This window comes from Desulfovibrio inopinatus DSM 10711, from assembly GCF_000429305.1.
Taxonomy (GTDB): domain Bacteria; phylum Desulfobacterota; class Desulfovibrionia; order Desulfovibrionales; family Desulfovibrionaceae; genus Alteridesulfovibrio; species Alteridesulfovibrio inopinatus.
In genome coordinates this window covers 153,897-172,084 of record NZ_KE386881.1, presented here as the reverse complement: position 1 = coordinate 172,084, position 18,188 = coordinate 153,897, and the positions used below count along the sequence as shown (strand labels likewise).

Sequence of the window (18,188 nt, the reverse complement as noted above, 5' to 3'; positions counted from 1 at the left end):
CATCAGCCCCACCATCAGTCGAGTAGGCTTGGCCGGTCGGCCCCGGTCGCTGTAGAGCCCGGCGAACTCCTTTTCGAACCGCTCCCAAGGGATTCTATTGGCCAGTTGAAGAAGCGGGTCTTTCGGGTTGAGCTGGTCCAAAAGATCCGGATAGAGAAAAGTCCCCTGCGGCTGTTTCTTGGGTTTCGCCCTCATGATTCTCCCGCCAAATGTTGCATCGTTTCGACCGGTTTTCTGCGTGGTTTCTGCATTTCCTGGTCGAGAATACTACATTGTACAGAGAGGATTGTTAAGAAAATTCAACCCACTGGGAGTATTTCAGGCCCGACTAAATAACATCAGCCCCTTCGTCCATAAATTCATTGGCCATTTTGGCTGTCGCTTTACCATCAAACCACGCATTCTGATACGACCCAATAAATCCGACAAGTACCGTGATGTCAGGATCAATGTATTTTGCTCCTTGTCTGTATCCACAAGAAAAACGTCGCATAAGTGGGAGGTCAGAAACGGAAACAAAACCAATGATTTTACTTTTTGAGGCCATCGCCGCCAATGCACCAGCGAGAAATGACCCTTCATGCTCTGCAAAATCAAGAGAAAATAAATTCGGTTCATCTTTCACAATGCCAAGCGTAATAAAACGAATACTGGGATATTGATGCACAAAGGCGGGAAGAGCTTCAAAGTGGTTTCCATAAAGAAGAAATATGGGGCTGTATCCTTCGTTGCAACTTTTCTTTAAGTTCTTCATATAATCGTTTTGCTTATTGCTTACAATGATTTCTTTGCACGCCTCCCCTGTTTTCTCAACAAAATGCTCCACGCCTTCATGAATTGTTTTATTGAAAGAATTTCCCTCAATGTTTCCTTCGTAAATAATAAGAGGTTTAAACGTTTCTGCATATACATTGGAAGTATGAATTATAAGACAAGTAAAGATGAAGAAATACATGTAGCAATATGTTGATATTTTTTTATAGAAGCAGCGAAGCATAAATAACAACGCCTCCATGTCTTTGTTACAAATTGATAGACAAAAAACAGCAATATCATTGATGAAAATTCTATCATAGAAAGAATAAAACTGGAATCCCCTCTGTAAGAAATGCGTGTCAACCGTATCGCCTGTAAGTAGAAGTGTTGTTGTTGAACTGCATATCCATTGTTGAATGATTATGGGTATTGGCCCATATTTTGCTTGAAATGATGTATGGAGTCATAAGTACTAGATAATATATCGTTTACCCCCATCGTATTTGGGCACAGCAGCTTTATGACAAGCTCGCTTTGTCTAAAAAACAGGAGAGAGGTCGTTGTACAAAAAAATTATACATTCGTTGAGAAAACTCTTTTTCAATACGTTGGAGTACCATGAGCAGCGTTGTGTTATGATCGAATTACCCAACGACCCCCGTATCTTAAGGCGCTATCTTTTGTGTCCGAAAGGAGAGTCAAGCTGTCTCCAGCAGCTTCATGAAGATTGTCTCGATGAGGCTGAAGTGCTGTTACGATCCATTGGTTTACGATTTGCGGCTGGGAACGATAGCGATCCCTTTAAAGTCAAGTGGATTGAAAAGTAGCGGGGCTTTGATTCACAATTTATGGCCATATTTTGATGTACTCAAGCTGACGAGCAGGGTTTGGAACCGGCTGAATTGCAACGGTTTGGATAAAAAATCATTCATACCCGCAGCGAGGCAATTTTCATGGAATTGTGAAGATGTGTGGGCGGTAAGAGCAATAATAGGAATCTGTGCTTGATCGAATCCTATTTTGCCTGAACGGATGAGCCTCGTCACTTCGTATCCGTCCATTTCCGGCATTTCAACGTCCATAAGCACGATGTCTGCAGTGTTGTTTGTAAGCCAATCGAGTGCTTCTGGCCCACTCTCCGCTTTATGCATGCGCTGTTTCAACCGTTCGCAATACCGTTCCATCAATTTTGTGTTGGCTGGGCTGTCATCCACTACGAGGATATTAAAACTGGGGATTTTGCAGGATGCATGAAGAGAGGACGATGCATTTTCCCAAGCATACGTTTCACTTTCTCCACATACGGAAGGCAGAGGAAGCATAAATACAAAGGTACTGCCGACGCCTTTTTGGGAAAAGAGCCATATCTTTCCCTGCATGGCTTCAACAAGGTGTTTACAGATGGCGAGCCCTAAACCTACCCCGCCGAACTCACGCGTTGTCGATGTGTCACCCTGAACAAAATTTTCAAAGATAGCCTCTTGCATTGTTGTATCAACACCTATTCCCGTATCCCTTATAGAAAAACACGCGGCATCCGCTTGGTGATTCTGTTTTGGATATAGACAGGCCATGCCAAAGGTAAGCGACACTTTTCCTTGAGGAGTGAATTTGATGGCGTTACTTAAGAGATTGAGGAGAACTTGACGTATTCGAAATGAGTCTCCTCGGACCCTCCTGGGAATATGGTCGGGGATATGAAGGTGCAACGAAGTTTTGTTTGTATTGGCTTGAGGCTGCATAGAGTCTGTTATGAAATGCAGCATTTCAGATAAATTGAAAGGCTCTTTGTGGACGGAGATTTCAGCCGCTTCAATTGTTGAGAGATCAAGTAGATCGTTAAAAAGCTGCATGAGGTAGTCTGCTGCACGGCGAATATCTTGGATAGCACTCTCCCTGTCCTCATCCCGAGAGAGTAAAGCCATGTCAGACATTCCAATAATGGTATTCATGGGAGTACGAATTTCATGGCTGAGAGAGGCTAAAAATTTTGTCTTGGCTTTATTGGCTTCTTCAGCCTTCTGTTTTGCATCTGTCAAAGCCTCCTCAACGGCTTTTCGGGCGTCAATGTCACGGACGATGCCCAAGCCAGCAGGCTTACCGTGGTAATCGACCACAGTGGCACTGACTTCCACATTGACGCGGGGACCGTTCTGGAACATGGCGACAGTCTCGTAGCGAGTAGGGGCGTTTTCTCCAGAAAGCCTTTTCTGGTACCGTTTAACAATCGCGTCTTTGTTTTCGGGGCTGATGATCTTGGCAAGAGGTTGGGCAATAATATCTTCGAGGCGGCAACAGAGCATGTTTGCCAACGCCATGTTAGCATAAACAAGTATCTCGTCCTGCACGATGAGAATGCCGTCACTGGCTCGTTCACTGACGTTACGATACAGCAATTCGCTTTCCCGTAACTCGTCAAGCGTTGACTGAAGCTGTGCTTCACGCTCTCGAAGCTTCTGATCTCTGGCGTCAAGCTGTATGATGAGTTTGTTATAGGCGTCGATTGCTTCTCCAAGCTCATCATTTGCCGGCCACCATGTGATGGGCTGAAGCATCTCTTTTTTTCTTGATGATCGGATGGTGGAGACGAAACGTTGTAATGGCTCTGTGACGAGTAGGCGATTGGATTTTACGGCTGAAACGGTGATAATGGATACGAGAATACCTAAAAAAACAACGGCTAATAAGAATCGGTTTAGCATTTCTCCATATATTTCAATAGAACTGAACTGAACCACAATTGTGCCAAGAAATATCGTCCGGCTCGGGGTGTCTTTGTTGAGTCTGACAGAGAGAGTAAATGATTTTTGAGGTGCGGTTTCATTGTTGAGTTTTGCGAGAATCTCTCCTTTGTCATCATACGCTGTGACTTGGTTGACGCCGGGAATAAGCAAAAGGAGGCGAAGCTCTGCCGTAAACGAAGGAATATCGTAGTTCCAGATATGTGCAATAAGAGGATCTTTCTGTCGTTCAATATATTGAACAATAAACTGACGTTGTTTGAGTCGTAAATCGTAGTAACTGAATAATGAAAGTGCAGAAATTGCAATGACTGTTACAATGATAACAGGAGGAAGAAGGAGGATAAGGAACTTCTTGCTGAGTCCTAAGCTGGGGAAAAGCTTATGAACCCTATTTATATTTTTGGTGAATTTTTTCGTACGTTCCATCTTGTCTCATTGCAGATAGGTTTTCGTTGAAAATGTGAACGATGCGTTTCATTCCTGCCCATTTTTTGCTGAAAATAACATGAAAGAGGCTTGTTTCAACGTCTTCCGATTTGTATGTTTTGATTTTATCTTGTATTCCAAGTTGTTTTGCGTTGTAGAGGGTATTTTCTTCTATGGTCGCGATAACGTCAATGCGATTGTCAGCGAGTTTTCGCAATGCAATAACTTCTGAAGGCGAGAGGTCATATGGAATACCCAACTGTTTGTAACGTTTTTCTGTGTAATTTCCTCGCATTGTTCCAGGGTAGAGCCCATATTTTTTGATGTCGTTCATATTGGAAAGTGGGGGGAACTTGTGGTCCTTTCGGACGACAAAAACATCAGTCATACGGCTTATTGGATCGGAAAAGAAATAGATTTTTTCTCTCTCGGGATTTTTCGCACAGGTTAATGCTCCTGCTGCTGTTCCATCCTCGACCATTTGTAGCGCTCGGGACCAAGGGTAAAACTCAAAGCGCACGGAAATACCAGCTCGCTTAAACGCTTCTTCCACGACTTCGACATCAAAACCGCGTTCCCCGTTTTGCGGGACTGCAAACTCGTACGGCGGATAATCCGTTGCCACGATAAGAAGTTCTTTTCCCTGTGCTGCAGAGCTGGAAGAGAGGAGGAAGAACGCGAATAAGCAGAAAAAGAAACGTTGATAGAGTTGATTCATACAATTTTCTCTCGATGTGATTGGTACCGTATGAGATGGATACCTTTGTCTTATAAGATAGTCATATTCACGCCAACTCAACTCCGTTGATCTTTGTTTAAAGATTGTATTGAGCAGCGGTTTATTTCGTCAAGTGATGGCTTTTGCAACACCGCTGATTATGCGACAATCACGAAGAAACAAGGATTTCTCGAGCCCATATTGTCGCTCTCGCATGGAGTGATGCGAGTTGATTTTCTTTGATCTTGCTTCCGCGCAAAGTCGCGGTGACTGTTGCCCAGTCCCCTGTTTCGATGGCTAAAGTGAGATCAAGCCAGTTTCTCGCTTGATTTCTCTGACCGCACAAAGCCTTTTCTATGGTCTCGTTTAGCGCGAGATGCGGAACAATATGCTCCATCGACTGATTCAAGATGACATCGAGTGATGAGAACAATCCCAACATGAACATGGAACCAGGCTTTGTCGAACCTATAAGGCCGGCTTCACAGGCCAGCTCAAGGAATCGGCCCCGGATAACCGAACAAGACAGCACATCTTGCGCTTTATCGTGACTGATCAGGTTGGTCAGGCCGACGACCATGAGCCAATGGCGCAAAGGCTCACAGCCCATTAAGATAACGGCTGCGCTAATAGATTCTACCCGGGCATTGAACGTATACGCTGCGGAATTGATGTATTTGAGAAGTCTGTAGCTGAGGCCTGGGTCTTGAGAAATGAGTCTGGAGAGGCTGTTCAGATCGCAGTCTGGAGCATTGAGTTCATTAATGAGCCGTAAATGCATGATGCTGCCTGTTGGAATCGTACGGCCAGTTTCCATGATGGGTTTTGAGAAGTAAAACCCCTGGAATAAGGTAAACCCAAGCGAACGCGTCAAGGAGTGCACCAAATCGGTTTCGACTTTTTCGGCAAGCAATTTACTCCGTCCGGCATATTTTTGGCCGATGCAGATGATTTGAGTAGGGGAGAGTTCAAGGACATCTACCTTGACAATGTCAACGATATCAATGAGTACGTCAAAGGCTGGATTCCCCGTAAAATCGTCTAAAGCCAGTGTATATCCCGCTTCTTTGAGTCGTCGTATGGCGTTGATCGTCTCCGGTTCTGGCTGAATTGTTTCCAGAATTTCAATAATGCATGTATCTTTGGGTAGAGCGAATGCTCCGTCCTGGAGTAAGAGACGGGGAGGGAAGTTGATGAGCACTTTGTGATCCGGATCGCGGCGTACCTCCGAAATCGCCAAGCCGTCGGTGATGACGGACGCTGTTGCCATCTCAGGATCATTGTCAGGCGACATACTATTGGCGTTTCCTGATCGGAAAAGTAGCTCGTGCCCCCACAGCTTTTGATCTTCCTGATAAATTGCTTGTCTGGCAACAAAGACAGGCTTGTAAAGCGTCGTGTGTGGGGGATGAGAAGACTTCATGAGTTACTGAAGCTCGCAGATGGTTTTGCATTTGAGTAGAAATTTGTCGAGATTTTGCAAGGTATTGCCAATGAATTCTTTGAATTCTAAGCCAATGATGATGTTCTCTTGCTTGCGTTTTACATTGCGAACAATGCTTTTAATGTACATATCATCTGGGCTTGTTATAGATTTGAATGAAATGAAGACTTCGCAATCGACGCAAATATCACGTAGATTGGGGGTCTCATTGTTTTTTTGTAATACAACTTTTGAGCCGCATCGTGAAATATTTATAATAACGGAACCATAATTGTTTCCATTGACGAAAACTGTGGCTGGAACAAAGCAATCAAACCGTTTGTTTTTTCGAAGATCGATTGTTTCGTATTGATCTGGATAATAGAGAAAAAGTAACGGGCAGGGGGTGTGCATGAATCGAAGGACAGTTGTGCGAAATCCGCAGAGTTGACCTTCTTTTCCCATGTAGCGCACAGCAATCATCGACTCGCTCGCCAAGTTTTTATCTCCAGGCGTGAGCCGTGGCATGACCAATATGAATCGGCCATCCTTACGACCAACAATTTCTCCCCATATTCTCTTCCCTGTACTCATGAGTTCGAGGTTGACGCTGACGCCAACGGGAAGTCTCAAGGCATTGGAAGGATCCATGGAGTCAAGTTGTTCCATTTGCTTCATTTGTTTTTGAGCAGTGCAGGCTTCAGTCATATGATCCCTCGTTGTTGTCATTAGATATACTTAATATTCATTATTCATGCCAATTGGATGGATTATGTTATGATCGAGAATCAAGAGGCTTTTGTGAAAGTTGAACGGGAGAGAAAAGTATTGTGTTGTTTTTTTTTGCACAGTTTCCAATTTTATTATACACGCAAAGTGCTTTTTCATACAAACTAAGCATGTTGCTTTTCGTCCTCGCATACTCTCTTTCATTCATATGGAGTTGTTGAATGGCCCGAATTCTCATTGTTGATGATGATCCTGTTCTGTGCAGGCAGTTTGAGCTGTATATGAAGAAGCTCGGCTATGAATCGGCAGCGGAGCAATGTGTAGCCGATGGGATTGCGTTGGCCTCTCAGGTCGACTTCGATATTGTATTACTTGATATTATTTTGCCTGATGCGAATGGGCTTGAAAGTATTACGGCGTTTCGCAGTACTCCGGCGATGCCTGAAGTAATCATTATTACTAGTGAAAGCGGACCTGATAGTGCAGAAATGGCTATCCGGAATGGAGCATGGCATTATCTGGGAAAGCCGTTAGCGTACAATGAAGTCAAACTCCTTATTGCTCGCGCTTTGCAATTTCGTGAGAGTCGGGGCGAGGTCCGGAAATCAGTTTCCAGGTTACGCGGACAACTGCTCGGAAATGCTCCGGTATTCCGTGAATGCCTAGAAAGGATATCCAAGGCAGCACAAAGTTTGGGGAATGTCCTTATTACGGGGGAGACAGGAACGGGCAAAGAGCTTATCTCGCGGGCCATTCATTTCAATAGCAAGCGGGCTGATTCTTCTCTTGTCACTGTTGATTGCACCAATATTCCTGAAACCCTTGGTGAGTCTCTCCTCTTTGGACATGAGCGCGGTGCGTTTACAGATGCCAAGGAGCGACGTGAAGGCCTTATTGCACAAGCCAAAGATGGAACGCTATTTCTCGATGAAGTGGAGGATCTTCCGTTAAGTCTGCAGAGGTCTTTGTTGCGTGTCATTCAGGAAGGCCGTTTTCGCCCGCTTGGCTCTCCTCGGGAAATCATAAATCAGTGTCGCTATATTGCGGCGACAAACGCTGATGTAAAGGCTATGGTTAAGAATGGAACTTTCCGTCAAGATCTCTACTACCGTTTGGCTGTCTTTCACATTGATGTTCCGCCACTGAGAGCACGTATTGAAGATGTTCCTCTTCTCGTTGAGCATTATATGAAAAAAGTTTGTCGAGAGTATAATGTTCCTCCAAAAAGAATTTCTAAAGAATGTCTCGACGCTTTTTTTAGCTATACATGGCCAGGGAACATACGAGAGCTTGTTAATATCATCCAAGTTTCCATTGCGAATGCTGATGATGAAAGTGTAATTTATCCACATCATCTTCCACTTGAGCTTAAAACTTATTATTTTCGAAAGCGGTTTTCTTCGAGTGTAGGGCTTTATGATGATCAAGGGATTGGATTAGGGCGTGTCGAGGGACAAATCCCGACGCTTAAGCAGTTTCGGCAAGAAGCGTATAATCAACTGGAAGAAAAATATCTGGATAATCTTCTTTCCCGTTCTGCGGGACAAGTTCGTCAAGCTTGTCAGCTTGCAGGTATTTCCCGCTCACGACTCTATCAACTTCTCACCAAATACGGGCGAACGATGGATTTGTGACGCGCATAGGAGGCATCATTTTTGCTATGTTATTCCAGACATGAAGGCAAAATGATACGAGGACGTCATGCATCTCGATAAAGAAACTGCAATTCAAGTGATGGGTGGGGATGAGGATATTTACAATGAGATATTTTCACTAACCGCTTCAGAATTTCCCGGACGACTCCTTCTTCTTAAGGAGTCTATTTCTACTGGCCATGTCCATGAGCAATTGCGAGTCGTTCATCAACTGAAAGGGCTCATGCGTACTATTGGCGCATTGCATTGTTTGAAGCTTTGTTATGACCTTGATGATGCGCTACGGAAGCAACAAACTTCGAACGTTGAAGCGCTTGTCACATCAATAGAAAGAGAAGCCGATTTCGTTTTTTCTTCGTAAGCTCCCTTGTATGACGGTCTTCGTCAGGACAATTCATAATCTTGAAAAAAGATTCTGATTGTTTTCTCTTTGCTTCTGCTTATAAACGGCACAACCCCGAAGAGCGGGGGTTCTCTTCGGGGTTGGCCGTTGGATGGGCATGTGCCTATGCTAATCTAAAGAGATCACAACGTTAAACGAAGGGGGCGGAAGCCTCCGTTATTAAACCGGTCAGTAAATGATGTCTTCGTGATAGCCGGTTTAAAAATAACCATCCATTTCAATAGTACATGAAAGACATGATATTGCAAAGTGTTTTGCTAAATTTCAGTTCTGTGTATGCCCCGTTATGGGCATGACAGAACTATTTAGTTGGTTGGTTAAACAACTAGCAAAGGCTCTTTTATCGTTTTGAGACCGAATTTGTCCAGTTCTTTTTTAAAGGCCAATTGAATTTTCTTGTCGTGCTCTTCGTAACGACTCTTATTTACAATATCGTGATCTATTGCTCTACTTGATTTTTTATTTTCAACGTGTTTGGAGAATGTAACGTATAATTTATGTCAAGATATGTATGGTTTGTTGTAGGAATGTCGATATTCGTCCAGCATGGAGTGCAGTCTGAGAACATATTGAAAAATTTTGTTTCCCCTCGAGTATAGGACGTGGTTGCCCAGAGATATCATATTGTTTCATCTTCAAATAATATAAAAAGCAGAGATGCTGTTGGAATAAAGAAATTTTTTCTAACAATGCACAAAAAAAAAGAAGATACGAAGAGTGGGCATAGTTACTCGAAGGTTTGGTAAGACGTTATAGGAGAGGAAGGCCATGGTGTTTGCACTCTTGGTAGGTATCGTTTCAGAGGAGAATAAGGAGTGCGGTTATCGACATTTCCAAAAAGGAATCTTCCGTGTACTATGATGAGTAGAACACGGTGTAGGGATTCAAGAAAATTTTGCACGGTCTCTGCCCATTGGCATGGGTTTCTAGTCATGTCCTCATTCTATTGACGGAAGTAAATCTATGACTCCTCACGATGTTGATGGCAAAATTGCTCTTCTCGAAGCGGAAAATGCCGCGCTTCGTACAGAACTTGAGAAATTGAAACGGCAACAGTGCTGTCAAGAGAATGTCTGTCAGGAGACAATGCGTCGTGCAATGATCTATGAAAACATCGTCAGTCAAGCTCCCGATACAATTGTTTTGGCCGACGCCAATTATCGGTATTTGGTTGTCAATGCGGGATTCTGTTCCTTTTTCGGATTAAAAAGAGAAGACGTGGCAGGGAAGCACGTTGCGGATATTCTCGGCTGGGAGCGTTTTGACTCGTATATTAAACCACGGTTCGATAGAGCATTGGCAGGAGAAAATATAGAGTTTAACTTATGGACTGCCGACAGTTTAGGGGAGTCCCATTACTCCATGGTAAAATACGTTCCGTATCGTGAAGATAACGGAGATATCACTGGAGTACTTGTCTCGGTACGAGACATTACCGCATTAAAACGAACAGAAGACGCATTACGTATTGCACAGGTCATTATTGATAACAGTCCTGTCGTGTTATACAGGCGAAAAGCCGCTGATCCTCCACAACTCGTTTATGTTTCCGATTCAATCATGAAGTTCGGATATGCTCCGGACGAGTTTTTGAGTGGCGAAATCGCATTCCGTGATCTTGTTCACCCCGATGACATCACACGTTTACGATCTGAGCTTGAGGAGTTTTCAGCGCAGGGAAGGACGAGTTATGTTCAGGAATATAGAATGTTGTCTAAATCAGGCGAAGTGCATTGGGTGGACGATAAAACCGTTGCTGTAACGGATGGAAATGGCAACATCACGGACTATCAAGGAATCCTTGTCTGTATCACCGAGAGGAAAAAAGCGGAGAACGCGTTACGTCAAAGTGAAGCCAAATTTCGGCGTATTATTGAAACCGCTGGTGAAGGCTTTATGATGACGGATAATGAGGATTGCATTCTTGATGTAAACAATGCTTTTGCCGAATTAATCGGGATACCATCTGAGAAACTCAAAGGGCGTTCTCCATGGGATTTTGCGGAAAGTGTCTCATCGGGTTTCATCAAATCGGTGATGCAGCGGTTGCAGATTGGCTATGCTAAATTTGAAACCGTTTTGCGTCGGCCAAATGGTGTTGATGTACCGGCTCTGTTTCATGCCAATATGCTACAGACCGTTGAAGGGGACATGCTCGGCAAGGTGGCGTTCATTTCGGACCTCACGGAGACCAAAAAAGCACTCGCTTTGGCTGAAGAAGTGCAAAAGAGCCTGTTTCCTCGAGAAAATCTCGATATCGCCGGTTTCGATGTGGCCGGTCGCTGTCTGCCGTGTGAGGGTGCTGGCGGCGATTATTATGATTATTTCCCTGTTTATGCTCCTTCTCCGGGACGATTCGGCGTGGTGGTGGGGGATGTGTCCGGTCATGGAGTGGATGCCGCATTGCTGATGACCATGGCACGTGGTTTTTTACGTATGCGCGTGACGCAGCCAGGAGAAGTCTCAACGGTAGTGGATGATCTCAATAGACACCTTGCCTGTGACCTTGTTGGCAGTGGGCGCTTTATGACCATGTTTTATATGACACTTGATACGACAACGCACGGTATTCAGTGGGTGCGCGCCGGACATGATCCGGCAATGGTCTACGATCCGGCGACGGATGCATTTTCCGAACTGATCGGGCGAGGGTTGCCGCTTGGTGTGGATGAAACCATTTCCTATATTTCATGTGAACATCATGGGTTTGGGCACGGTCAAATCCTCGCGCTGGGGACAGATGGTATTTGGGAGGCGCGAAACGCTGTCGGAGAAATGTACGGGAAGGAGCGCTTGCGAGACAGCATTCGGCGGAACCAAAGCAAGCCGTCCGAACAAATTTTGGATGCGGTCTATGATGACCTCGCGGCCTTCACCCAAGGAAGCAAAATTCAGGATGATATTACTTTGGTGATCATTACTGTGCTGTAGTCGGATGGCTCGAAATTTGCTGCGTTTATTTCGGAGAAATACTATGCGTTTTTTGCCGAATGCATGAGCAACCCTCAATGTGTCGAAGGAGGCTGGCATGGCCATGAGATTGGGTCTACGGATTCTTGTTGTGTTGACGGTGCTCATGCCAGCAATGGCATGGTCCGACACCACTCCCACTCCCATTTCCTCTACGCCAGCGGCGACGCCAACGCCACCCGTCGAGACACAAGCTTCATCCACGCCTCAGCCGGAAATCATGGATCGTCATCCTGTTGACCGCGTAGTTTTATTGACGGCATCGGCTATTTGTCCGGATTCGGACGATGGTCGGAAATTATGTCGGCAACGTACTCGGCTTGAGTTGGCGGCCAAAGCCGCGTCTTCTGTTGTTGAGCAAGCAAATCGACAAGGTCTTCCATTGACTGCTGAGCAGGGTCGAATTTTTGCCGATGCGGCCTTATCCCGGCAAACGTTGTCGGAAGAAAGCATCATGCAGTCTGGGACAAAGATGGTAGCTTTGACTATGGCTGGTCGGCTGTCGCTCGATCGCCTTCAAGTTATGTTGCAGTCAGCCCAAAAAAATCTTCAACTTTTTTCGGCGGCCAAAACCGAATATGATCGTGTTCAAGCCGAGGTTGCCCAACTTAATGCCAAAGCGTTGCAGTCTCCGGACAGTGTGCGAGATGCAGTCCGTGCCCGCATGGCCGAGGCGAACGAGCAAAAAAAAGAAGTGCTTATGGATATGTTAGTGGCGTCCAATGTTGTGTCGGAGAGTGTGATGCCCGGTATGACTCCCGATGATGTCGAGGCGTTAGCCGGTCCACCACGTTCGGTTACGTCCGATCCCTCTGGGATGTTCTTGTGCTTCAACTATGGTCGCGCCTGGGTTGTTTTTGAGAACGGAGCGGCTGCGTGTTTGCGTAAACGACTTGAATTTCGACGTAATCTTGGTTCGAGTTGCCATTGTTCCGGTTCTATGCAGTCATTTATCGACTTCGCGCATTAGGAGATTTCTCTGTATCTTGACACAGCTTGCTGCTCACGGGTAGACGATTAATTGCCAACAAACCACCTATCTCATGTCTGCACGCCTAACGACCTTGGGAGAACACATGCGAGCGCTTATTGTTGATGATGATTTTTACAGTAGGAGTTTTCTCGAGTATATTCTCCATGCTCATGCTGAATGCGATACCGTGGAAAACGGTGAGGAAGCCGTCATGATGGTTCAGAAGGCTCTTGATGAAAACAATCCATATGACCTGATCTGTCTTGACCTGCTTATGCCTGTCATTGATGGGCCAAGCGCATTGGCAGAGATTCGGGAGATTGAAAAAGATTTCGGCATCCCTGCCGAAAAGCGGTCGAAAATTATCGTGACGTCGGTGCTTGAGGACGATGATGAAACCCATGATGCTATGTATCTTGGAACGGTGGCTTCATTTCTTCAAAAGCCGATTGAAGAGAAAGCCATTCTTGCCGAGATGCGTCGGCTTGATTTGATTCCTAAAGAATAACTTGTTTATACGCGCCGTTCCCGGTCAAGCCTTGCCAATACCATGACATGGCGCAGGAGGGATGTATGGCGAAACATCTTGTTTTGGTTGGGGCCGGCCACGCTCATCTCACGACGCTGGCTGGCTTAACGGAAACCTGTGCATTGGGAGCCCGTGTTACGGTCATCGGACCGGGGACATACCATTATTATTCTGGGATGGGACCGGGGGCTCTTGGTGGCTATTACACTCCTGCCGAAATACGCTTCAATGTAGAACGGCTCACCCGTAACCAGGGAGGGACGTTTCTCAAAGATCGTGTTGTATCTTTTGATCCTCAAGCGAAAATTTTGAGTACGGAACATCACGGGACTATCGATTATGATATTGTCTCGTTCAATGTGGGGAGCCGGGTGCCCAACCCGTTATCCGGTCCGACAGGCCAGAATGTCTACCCCGTCAAGCCAATAGAAAATTTACTTGCGGCAGCCAGGCATATTGCCGGACTTGTTGAGCAGGGACATCCCCCACGGGTGCTGGTTATCGGTGGAGGCCCTGCTGGTTTTGAAGTTGCCGGAAACGTTCGCCACCTCATTCGATCACTGGGCGAAGAAATGCCCGATGTGACCCTTGTTGCTGGTCGCCAGTTGCTTCCTTCGTTTCCGGAACGTGTCTGCACCTTGGCAGCAGCGAATCTTTTTAAACGAAATATTACGCTCCTTCAGGGAGTACGGGCGGTGCAACTCACGGAAGATGAGCTTGTACTCAGTGATGAACGTCGCTTGCCGTATGATGTTGTTTTTCTTGCCATGGGGGTGGCCCCGCCTGCGCTGTTTACAAACGCTGGCGTTGCCGACTCCAGCGGTGCTTTGCCTGTTAATAAATTTTTACAACATCCTGAGTATCCTGATATTTTTGGAGGGGGGGACTGCATTTCCTTTCTTCCGAATCCCTTGGCAAAAGTTGGGGTGTACCCAGTTCGGGAAAATCCTATTTTGAAGCATAACCTTGATGCTTCCGTTGCCGGAGAACCGCTTATGCCGTTTACCGACACCGATCCCAACTTTCTCTTGATCTTGAATTGTGGTGACGGAACAGGGATTTTTCGGAAAAAGAATTTTATTTTTTCCGGACGCATCGCGTTTTTCATCAAAGACTTTATCGACAAGCGGTTTATGCGGAAGTTTCAGGTGAGTGGAGAACGTGAGGATTAGGTATTTCCGATGCAGTGTGGTCGTGCTGGAGAATATGGCGCGGTTCCATGTCACTCCAGCACGCCAAGAGGATAGGCACCGCGACATTGCTCAGATAGAATAATCCAAGAGTCGAGCCTTCGATGATCAATGCCGCAACGAGCGCGAGTGCCATCTGTTTGTGACGATGCTTGGCGATAAAAAGCCCGGCACTTATAAACACGGTGAGGATTCCAAGCCCTCCCCACGTCGCGACGAGACGAGGGAAGAATCCATGGAAGAGAAATGGATGAACCCCGCTGAGGCCCCATGCTTGTGTTTGAACCTTCCACAGGGCAGCAAGACTCGCTGGAATATGGACCGGTAACGCAACACCCGGAGCATGTCCCAAAAGAGCGCTTTCCGGGGAGTTGTTCCATAGCGTCAGTGCAGCTCGCCACATCCAAAATCGATCGAATGCTTCTATGGCATTGGCGGAAAGCCCACGCGCTTGAAAAGCGAACCACGCCGCGCTCAGAAAGAAAAGAATAGCGGTAATACGCATCAGAAGCCGTCCTGGATGAAGGAACATCAATACAATGGCCGCAGCGGCTGCTGTACGAGACATAGACGCAGCTAAACCCAGTGCGATAATGCAAATTGCTCCTGTACGACGTTTTTTTTCTCCCAAAGCCGCCCATAAGGACAGCAGTAACAAACAGGCATCGTAGTTGGGTTCACCAGAACCGAGTGGACGTATCGGCGCGCCATGTTGAAAAGAAAGAACAAAGCATTCGGTGAGTAGAACACAGGCCAGCCCGATACCAGGCCAGATAAATGCGTTTTTGGGGAGACGGCCGAACGCGTGAATCCAGACAATCGTTGTCAGCACATAGAAAAAAGGCTTCGCTTCCATAAGCCAGCTGACAAGGGCCACTTCACCAAACAGAACCGGTATCCCGAATTTGAACAGTACGCAGAGTCCAGCAGTGCTGGCGATGACAACGCCAAAGGCATTCAATGGGGAGCCCATACGAACTGAGGTGGGAGAGGGTGTTGAGGGCGTTTTCGTGATGAGGACAAGCAGTCCGAGAGCCAGACAAAGACACCAGTAGCCGTCAATCCAATTGCGCGGCAAAGGGAGCGCTTGTGTGCGGGCAATGAGCAGGCTGAGAGGAAAAACGAGGTAAGCTATGGGAAGAGGCCTGAGCATGGCCTGAAAACGGCGCGGCCGAATCAATTCGACCGCGCCGATATGTTTATTGGAGCTCCTGAGCCAATGCAGCAATTTCTTCGCGAATGATTCGAGCTGCGGCTTTTGGAATTTCCGAACGGACTTCCATCATCAATTCGGCCTTTGTATCTTCGAGGAGTGCTTTGACGGCGCTTGCGTCAAGCTTGTTCTCCAAGGTCGCTTCATCGAATTCAAGGCGTTGCGACATTTCTTCCAGGGCTTGATCGTCCGCTCCAGCCGGCTTTGCGGCTAGTTTGCTCTCGACCTCTTCCTGTAAAGATGCTTGCAATTCGGCGAATCTGGATTCGAAGCGTTGAGTCGCTTCTTCCAGGAGCGATGCACTGATGCTTTCTATCAGTTCTTCACGCGATGGCAATTCGGCCGGAGTGTGTTCGGCAAACTTTGCCTCGACATCATCCATAATTTTTTTCTGGAACGCGGCCACGGCTTCAGCATCGACTTGTTCTGCCTGCGTAAATCGGGCGTCAATATCGGTCATGAGCGACTGTTTGACCGTTTCCGCCAACTCGCTTGTCGATGGTGGCTTCATTGAGAGGGTCATATCGGTCAAGCGGCTATCAACTTCATCAAGAACCGTGCTCTTAAAGTTTTCCACAACTTGGGCATCATTGTTTGCAGCTTGAGCGAAGCGAGCATTGACTTCCGTCATGACTTCCGTCTTGATGACTTCGGCAAGTTCTTCCGTCGAGGGGACGTCCGCCGGTTGCATCTGCGTCAACTTCTCATCGACATCGGCCAGCAGGGCAGTTTTGATGCTTTCTGTCAGTTCGTCCGCCGAAGGAGCTTGTGGCAACTCCGCAAGGATGGCCGCTTTGATGGCTTCGGTGAGTTCTTCCGTCGAGGGGACTTCCGCCGGCTGCATCTGCGCCAACTTCTCATCAACATCGGCCAGCACCGTGGCTTTGATATTTTCTGTCAGTTCGTCTGCCGAAGGAGCCTGTGGCAGTTCCGCAAGGATGGCCGCTTTGGTGCTTTCGGTGAGTTCTTCCGCTGAGGGGACCTCCGCCGGTTGCATCTGCGTCAACTTCTCATCGACATCGGCCAGCAGGGCCGTTTTGATGCTTTCTGTCAGTTCATCCACCGAAGGAGCTTGTGGCAACTCCGCCAGAATGGCCGCTTTGATGGTTTCGGTGAGTTCTTCCGCCGGCTGCATCTGCGCCAACTTTTCATCGACATCGGCCAGCACCGTAGCTTTGATATTTTCTGTCAGTTCGTCTGCCGAAGGAGTCTGTGGCAGTTCCGCAAGGATGGCCGCTTTGGTGCTTTCGGTGAGTTCTTCTGTCGAAGGTGGGGCCTGCGCAGTGAGTTTTGAATCCACCTCAACCATGATGGCGGACGTCACGATATCGATGACTTCTGCTTTAAATGCTTGAGGATCAAACGCAGGTTCTTGCTCGTCTTTTTGAGAGACTGACTGTTCGAGTTCGGCAACAAGTCGTTTGGCTTCGTCCACAGAGGCGGTTTCGCTTTCGGAAATAGTCGCGACAAGTTCGTCGCGTAGGCTATGGAGTTTGCCGTCAAGAGTTTCTTCGGTAACCGGGGGGACCATATCGTCTGCTTCTTCAGATTGTGGAACAAGCTCGGCTTTCAGGTCTTTGATACGTTCTGTCAATTCCGCCCGAAGGGCTTCAGCCATGGAATCGATAGCCTCCGTCGGATCGGCTACCGGATCTGAATCTGCGGCCAACTCGGTTTTGAGTTCGGAAATTTTGGTGGAAAGCATGTCCTCAAACGTTGCGGTCAGCGACTGTTCCATGGTGTCATAGGCCACGGCTTTTTCTTCAAGTGCCGCAAGACGTTCTTCAAAAGCGGACAATGCATCGTCGGAAACTGGAGAGCTGTCATCGACGGGAGGAACTGCGACCGACACATCCGGTTCAGCCAAGTCAGGGGCCTCGGCGTCTTCATCCGGTTCAAGAGGCTCTGTCAATTCAAGGGGGGCGCTATCGGGCTCTTCTTCGATGAGGGCATCTTCGAGGTCAAATGGCTCTTGGTCGTCTTCGGGAACAATGTCACTGAGCTCGAAGGGCTCCAAATCCATGGGATCGGTGTTTTCTGAAAAGTCTGCTTGTGCACGCGTTTCCGTAATAAGTGCATCCAAACCGGCGAGGTCTATTTCGCCTCCGGTTTCTGGTGCATGCTCATCGTCATCTGCACTTTGCGCTTCCGGCAGATCAAACGCGTCGTCAAGATTGAGATCGGCAATATCGTCATCACCGAGTTCTATAGGTTCATCATCGGCCGATGCGAAGGGGGACGCATCCGATATATCATCGGCATTGTCTGTTTGGGGTCTTTCAGGGGTGGTTTCGTCCGGACCGTCGGAAAAAAGATCTTCAAGTTCCTGTTCGAAGTTCATGTCCAGATCGTCGCCATGACCTTGGGCGTCGTCGTCTCCCATGAGTTCGGTCAGGTCCATGATATCGTCTTGAATATTGTCATTCGCTGGCGGTTTGGAAGGCATCTCTCACCTCGCA

At 47.1% G+C, this 18,188-nt stretch carries 15 protein-coding genes; 7 read left to right on the top strand and 8 right to left on the bottom strand.

Annotated features, from left to right (window positions below; genetic code table 11):
* Together G451_RS0125290 and G451_RS31755 are read right to left on the bottom strand one after the other, a co-directional pair.
* Nucleotides 1-195: transposase (locus tag G451_RS0125290; protein WP_027186407.1), on the bottom strand; the 195-nt coding region annotated here is incomplete at its 3' end.
* 133 nt (nt 196-328) lie between these two features.
* On the bottom strand, nt 329-997 hold the full coding sequence (locus tag G451_RS31755; protein WP_051261909.1) for a BMP family ABC transporter substrate-binding protein: 669 nt from the start codon (nt 995-997) through the stop codon (nt 329-331).
* 394 nt (nt 998-1,391) lie between these two features.
* Here G451_RS31755 and G451_RS0125280 point away from each other — a divergent pair, with 394 nt between their 5' ends.
* Nucleotides 1,392-1,583 carry a hypothetical protein gene (locus G451_RS0125280; RefSeq protein ID WP_156921823.1) on the top strand — a complete coding sequence of 64 codons (192 nt, stop codon included), beginning with the start codon at nt 1,392-1,394 and terminating at the stop codon, nt 1,581-1,583.
* Nucleotides 1,584-1,595: 12 nt separating this feature from the next.
* Here G451_RS0125280 and G451_RS33410 read toward each other — a convergent pair whose 3' ends face one another.
* The 4 genes from G451_RS33410 to G451_RS0125260 all read right to left on the bottom strand — a co-directional run bounded on the left by G451_RS33410 (nt 1,596) and on the right by G451_RS0125260 (nt 6,775).
* Nucleotides 1,596-3,926, bottom strand: coding sequence for a hybrid sensor histidine kinase/response regulator (locus G451_RS33410; RefSeq protein WP_084448785.1), 2,331 nt, complete (start codon nt 3,924-3,926; stop codon nt 1,596-1,598).
* Complete coding sequence (locus G451_RS0125270) at nt 3,889-4,644, bottom strand: substrate-binding periplasmic protein (protein ID WP_027186405.1); 756 nt, start codon at nt 4,642-4,644, stop codon at nt 3,889-3,891. The genes G451_RS33410 and G451_RS0125270 overlap by 38 nt, the downstream gene beginning before the upstream one ends.
* Before the next feature lie 169 nt (nt 4,645-4,813).
* On the bottom strand, nt 4,814-5,938 hold the full coding sequence (locus G451_RS31745; RefSeq protein WP_051261907.1) for an EAL and HDOD domain-containing protein: 1,125 nt from the start codon (nt 5,936-5,938) through the stop codon (nt 4,814-4,816).
* A 132-nt stretch (nt 5,939-6,070) separates the two neighbouring features.
* Complete coding sequence (locus G451_RS0125260; RefSeq protein WP_027186404.1) at nt 6,071-6,775, bottom strand: PilZ domain-containing protein; 705 nt, start codon at nt 6,773-6,775, stop codon at nt 6,071-6,073.
* Nucleotides 6,776-7,017: 242 nt separating this feature from the next.
* Here G451_RS0125260 and G451_RS0125250 point away from each other — a divergent pair, with 242 nt between their 5' ends.
* From G451_RS0125250 to G451_RS0125225, 6 genes are all read left to right on the top strand, one after another.
* The gene (locus G451_RS0125250; protein WP_027186403.1) at nt 7,018-8,430 is read left to right on the top strand and encodes a sigma-54-dependent transcriptional regulator; all 1,413 of its coding nucleotides are present in this window, start codon (nt 7,018-7,020) and stop codon (nt 8,428-8,430) included.
* 67 nt (nt 8,431-8,497) lie between these two features.
* Nucleotides 8,498-8,812 (top strand): Hpt domain-containing protein, encoded by a 315-nt coding sequence (locus tag G451_RS0125245; RefSeq protein WP_027186402.1) that lies wholly within the window; start codon nt 8,498-8,500, stop codon nt 8,810-8,812.
* 1,005 nt (nt 8,813-9,817) lie between these two features.
* Entirely contained in the window at nt 9,818-11,785 is a 1,968-nt protein-coding gene (locus tag G451_RS33405; RefSeq protein ID WP_051261906.1) for a PAS domain S-box protein, read from the top strand.
* Between the two features lie 97 nt (nt 11,786-11,882).
* Nucleotides 11,883-12,794 (top strand): valyl-tRNA synthetase, encoded by a 912-nt coding sequence (locus G451_RS0125235; RefSeq protein WP_027186401.1) that lies wholly within the window; start codon nt 11,883-11,885, stop codon nt 12,792-12,794.
* A 106-nt stretch (nt 12,795-12,900) separates the two neighbouring features.
* Nucleotides 12,901-13,305 (top strand): response regulator, encoded by a 405-nt coding sequence (locus G451_RS0125230; protein ID WP_027186400.1) that lies wholly within the window; start codon nt 12,901-12,903, stop codon nt 13,303-13,305.
* Between the two features lie 65 nt (nt 13,306-13,370).
* Nucleotides 13,371-14,498: an NAD(P)/FAD-dependent oxidoreductase gene (locus G451_RS0125225; RefSeq protein WP_027186399.1), complete on the top strand. Its 1,128-nt coding sequence runs from the start codon at nt 13,371-13,373 to the stop codon at nt 14,496-14,498.
* Here the strand turns inward: G451_RS0125225 and G451_RS0125220 are convergent.
* Together G451_RS0125220 and G451_RS0125215 are read right to left on the bottom strand one after the other, a co-directional pair.
* Nucleotides 14,458-15,669 (bottom strand): hypothetical protein, encoded by a 1,212-nt coding sequence (locus tag G451_RS0125220; RefSeq protein WP_169727942.1) that lies wholly within the window; start codon nt 15,667-15,669, stop codon nt 14,458-14,460. The two genes, G451_RS0125225 and G451_RS0125220, sit on opposite strands and share 41 nt — an antisense overlap.
* A gap of 46 nt (nt 15,670-15,715) precedes the next feature.
* Nucleotides 15,716-18,175, bottom strand: a complete 2,460-nt coding sequence (locus G451_RS0125215) for a hypothetical protein (RefSeq protein ID WP_027186397.1) — start codon at nt 18,173-18,175, stop codon at nt 15,716-15,718.
* Nucleotides 18,176-18,188: the final 13 nt, after the last annotated feature.

Coding starts and splice junctions, on each gene's coding strand:
- G451_RS0125215 (WP_027186397.1), bottom strand. CDS start 18,175: ATGCCTTCCAAACCGCCAGCGAATGACAATATTCAAGACGATATCATG.
- G451_RS0125230 (WP_027186400.1), top strand. CDS start 12,901: ATGCGAGCGCTTATTGTTGATGATGATTTTTACAGTAGGAGTTTTCTC.
- G451_RS0125225 (WP_027186399.1), top strand. CDS start 13,371: ATGGCGAAACATCTTGTTTTGGTTGGGGCCGGCCACGCTCATCTCACG.
- G451_RS0125280 (WP_156921823.1), top strand. CDS start 1,392: ATGATCGAATTACCCAACGACCCCCGTATCTTAAGGCGCTATCTTTTG.
- G451_RS0125220 (WP_169727942.1), bottom strand. CDS start 15,669: ATGCTCAGGCCTCTTCCCATAGCTTACCTCGTTTTTCCTCTCAGCCTG.
- G451_RS33405 (WP_051261906.1), top strand. CDS start 9,818: ATGACTCCTCACGATGTTGATGGCAAAATTGCTCTTCTCGAAGCGGAA.
- G451_RS31755 (WP_051261909.1), bottom strand. CDS start 997: ATGCTTCGCTGCTTCTATAAAAAAATATCAACATATTGCTACATGTAT.
- G451_RS0125260 (WP_027186404.1), bottom strand. CDS start 6,775: ATGACTGAAGCCTGCACTGCTCAAAAACAAATGAAGCAAATGGAACAA.
- G451_RS0125250 (WP_027186403.1), top strand. CDS start 7,018: ATGGCCCGAATTCTCATTGTTGATGATGATCCTGTTCTGTGCAGGCAG.
- G451_RS31745 (WP_051261907.1), bottom strand. CDS start 5,938: ATGTCGCCTGACAATGATCCTGAGATGGCAACAGCGTCCGTCATCACC.
- G451_RS33410 (WP_084448785.1), bottom strand. CDS start 3,926: ATGGAACGTACGAAAAAATTCACCAAAAATATAAATAGGGTTCATAAG.
- G451_RS0125235 (WP_027186401.1), top strand. CDS start 11,883: ATGGCCATGAGATTGGGTCTACGGATTCTTGTTGTGTTGACGGTGCTC.
- G451_RS0125245 (WP_027186402.1), top strand. CDS start 8,498: ATGCATCTCGATAAAGAAACTGCAATTCAAGTGATGGGTGGGGATGAG.
- G451_RS0125270 (WP_027186405.1), bottom strand. CDS start 4,644: ATGAATCAACTCTATCAACGTTTCTTTTTCTGCTTATTCGCGTTCTTC.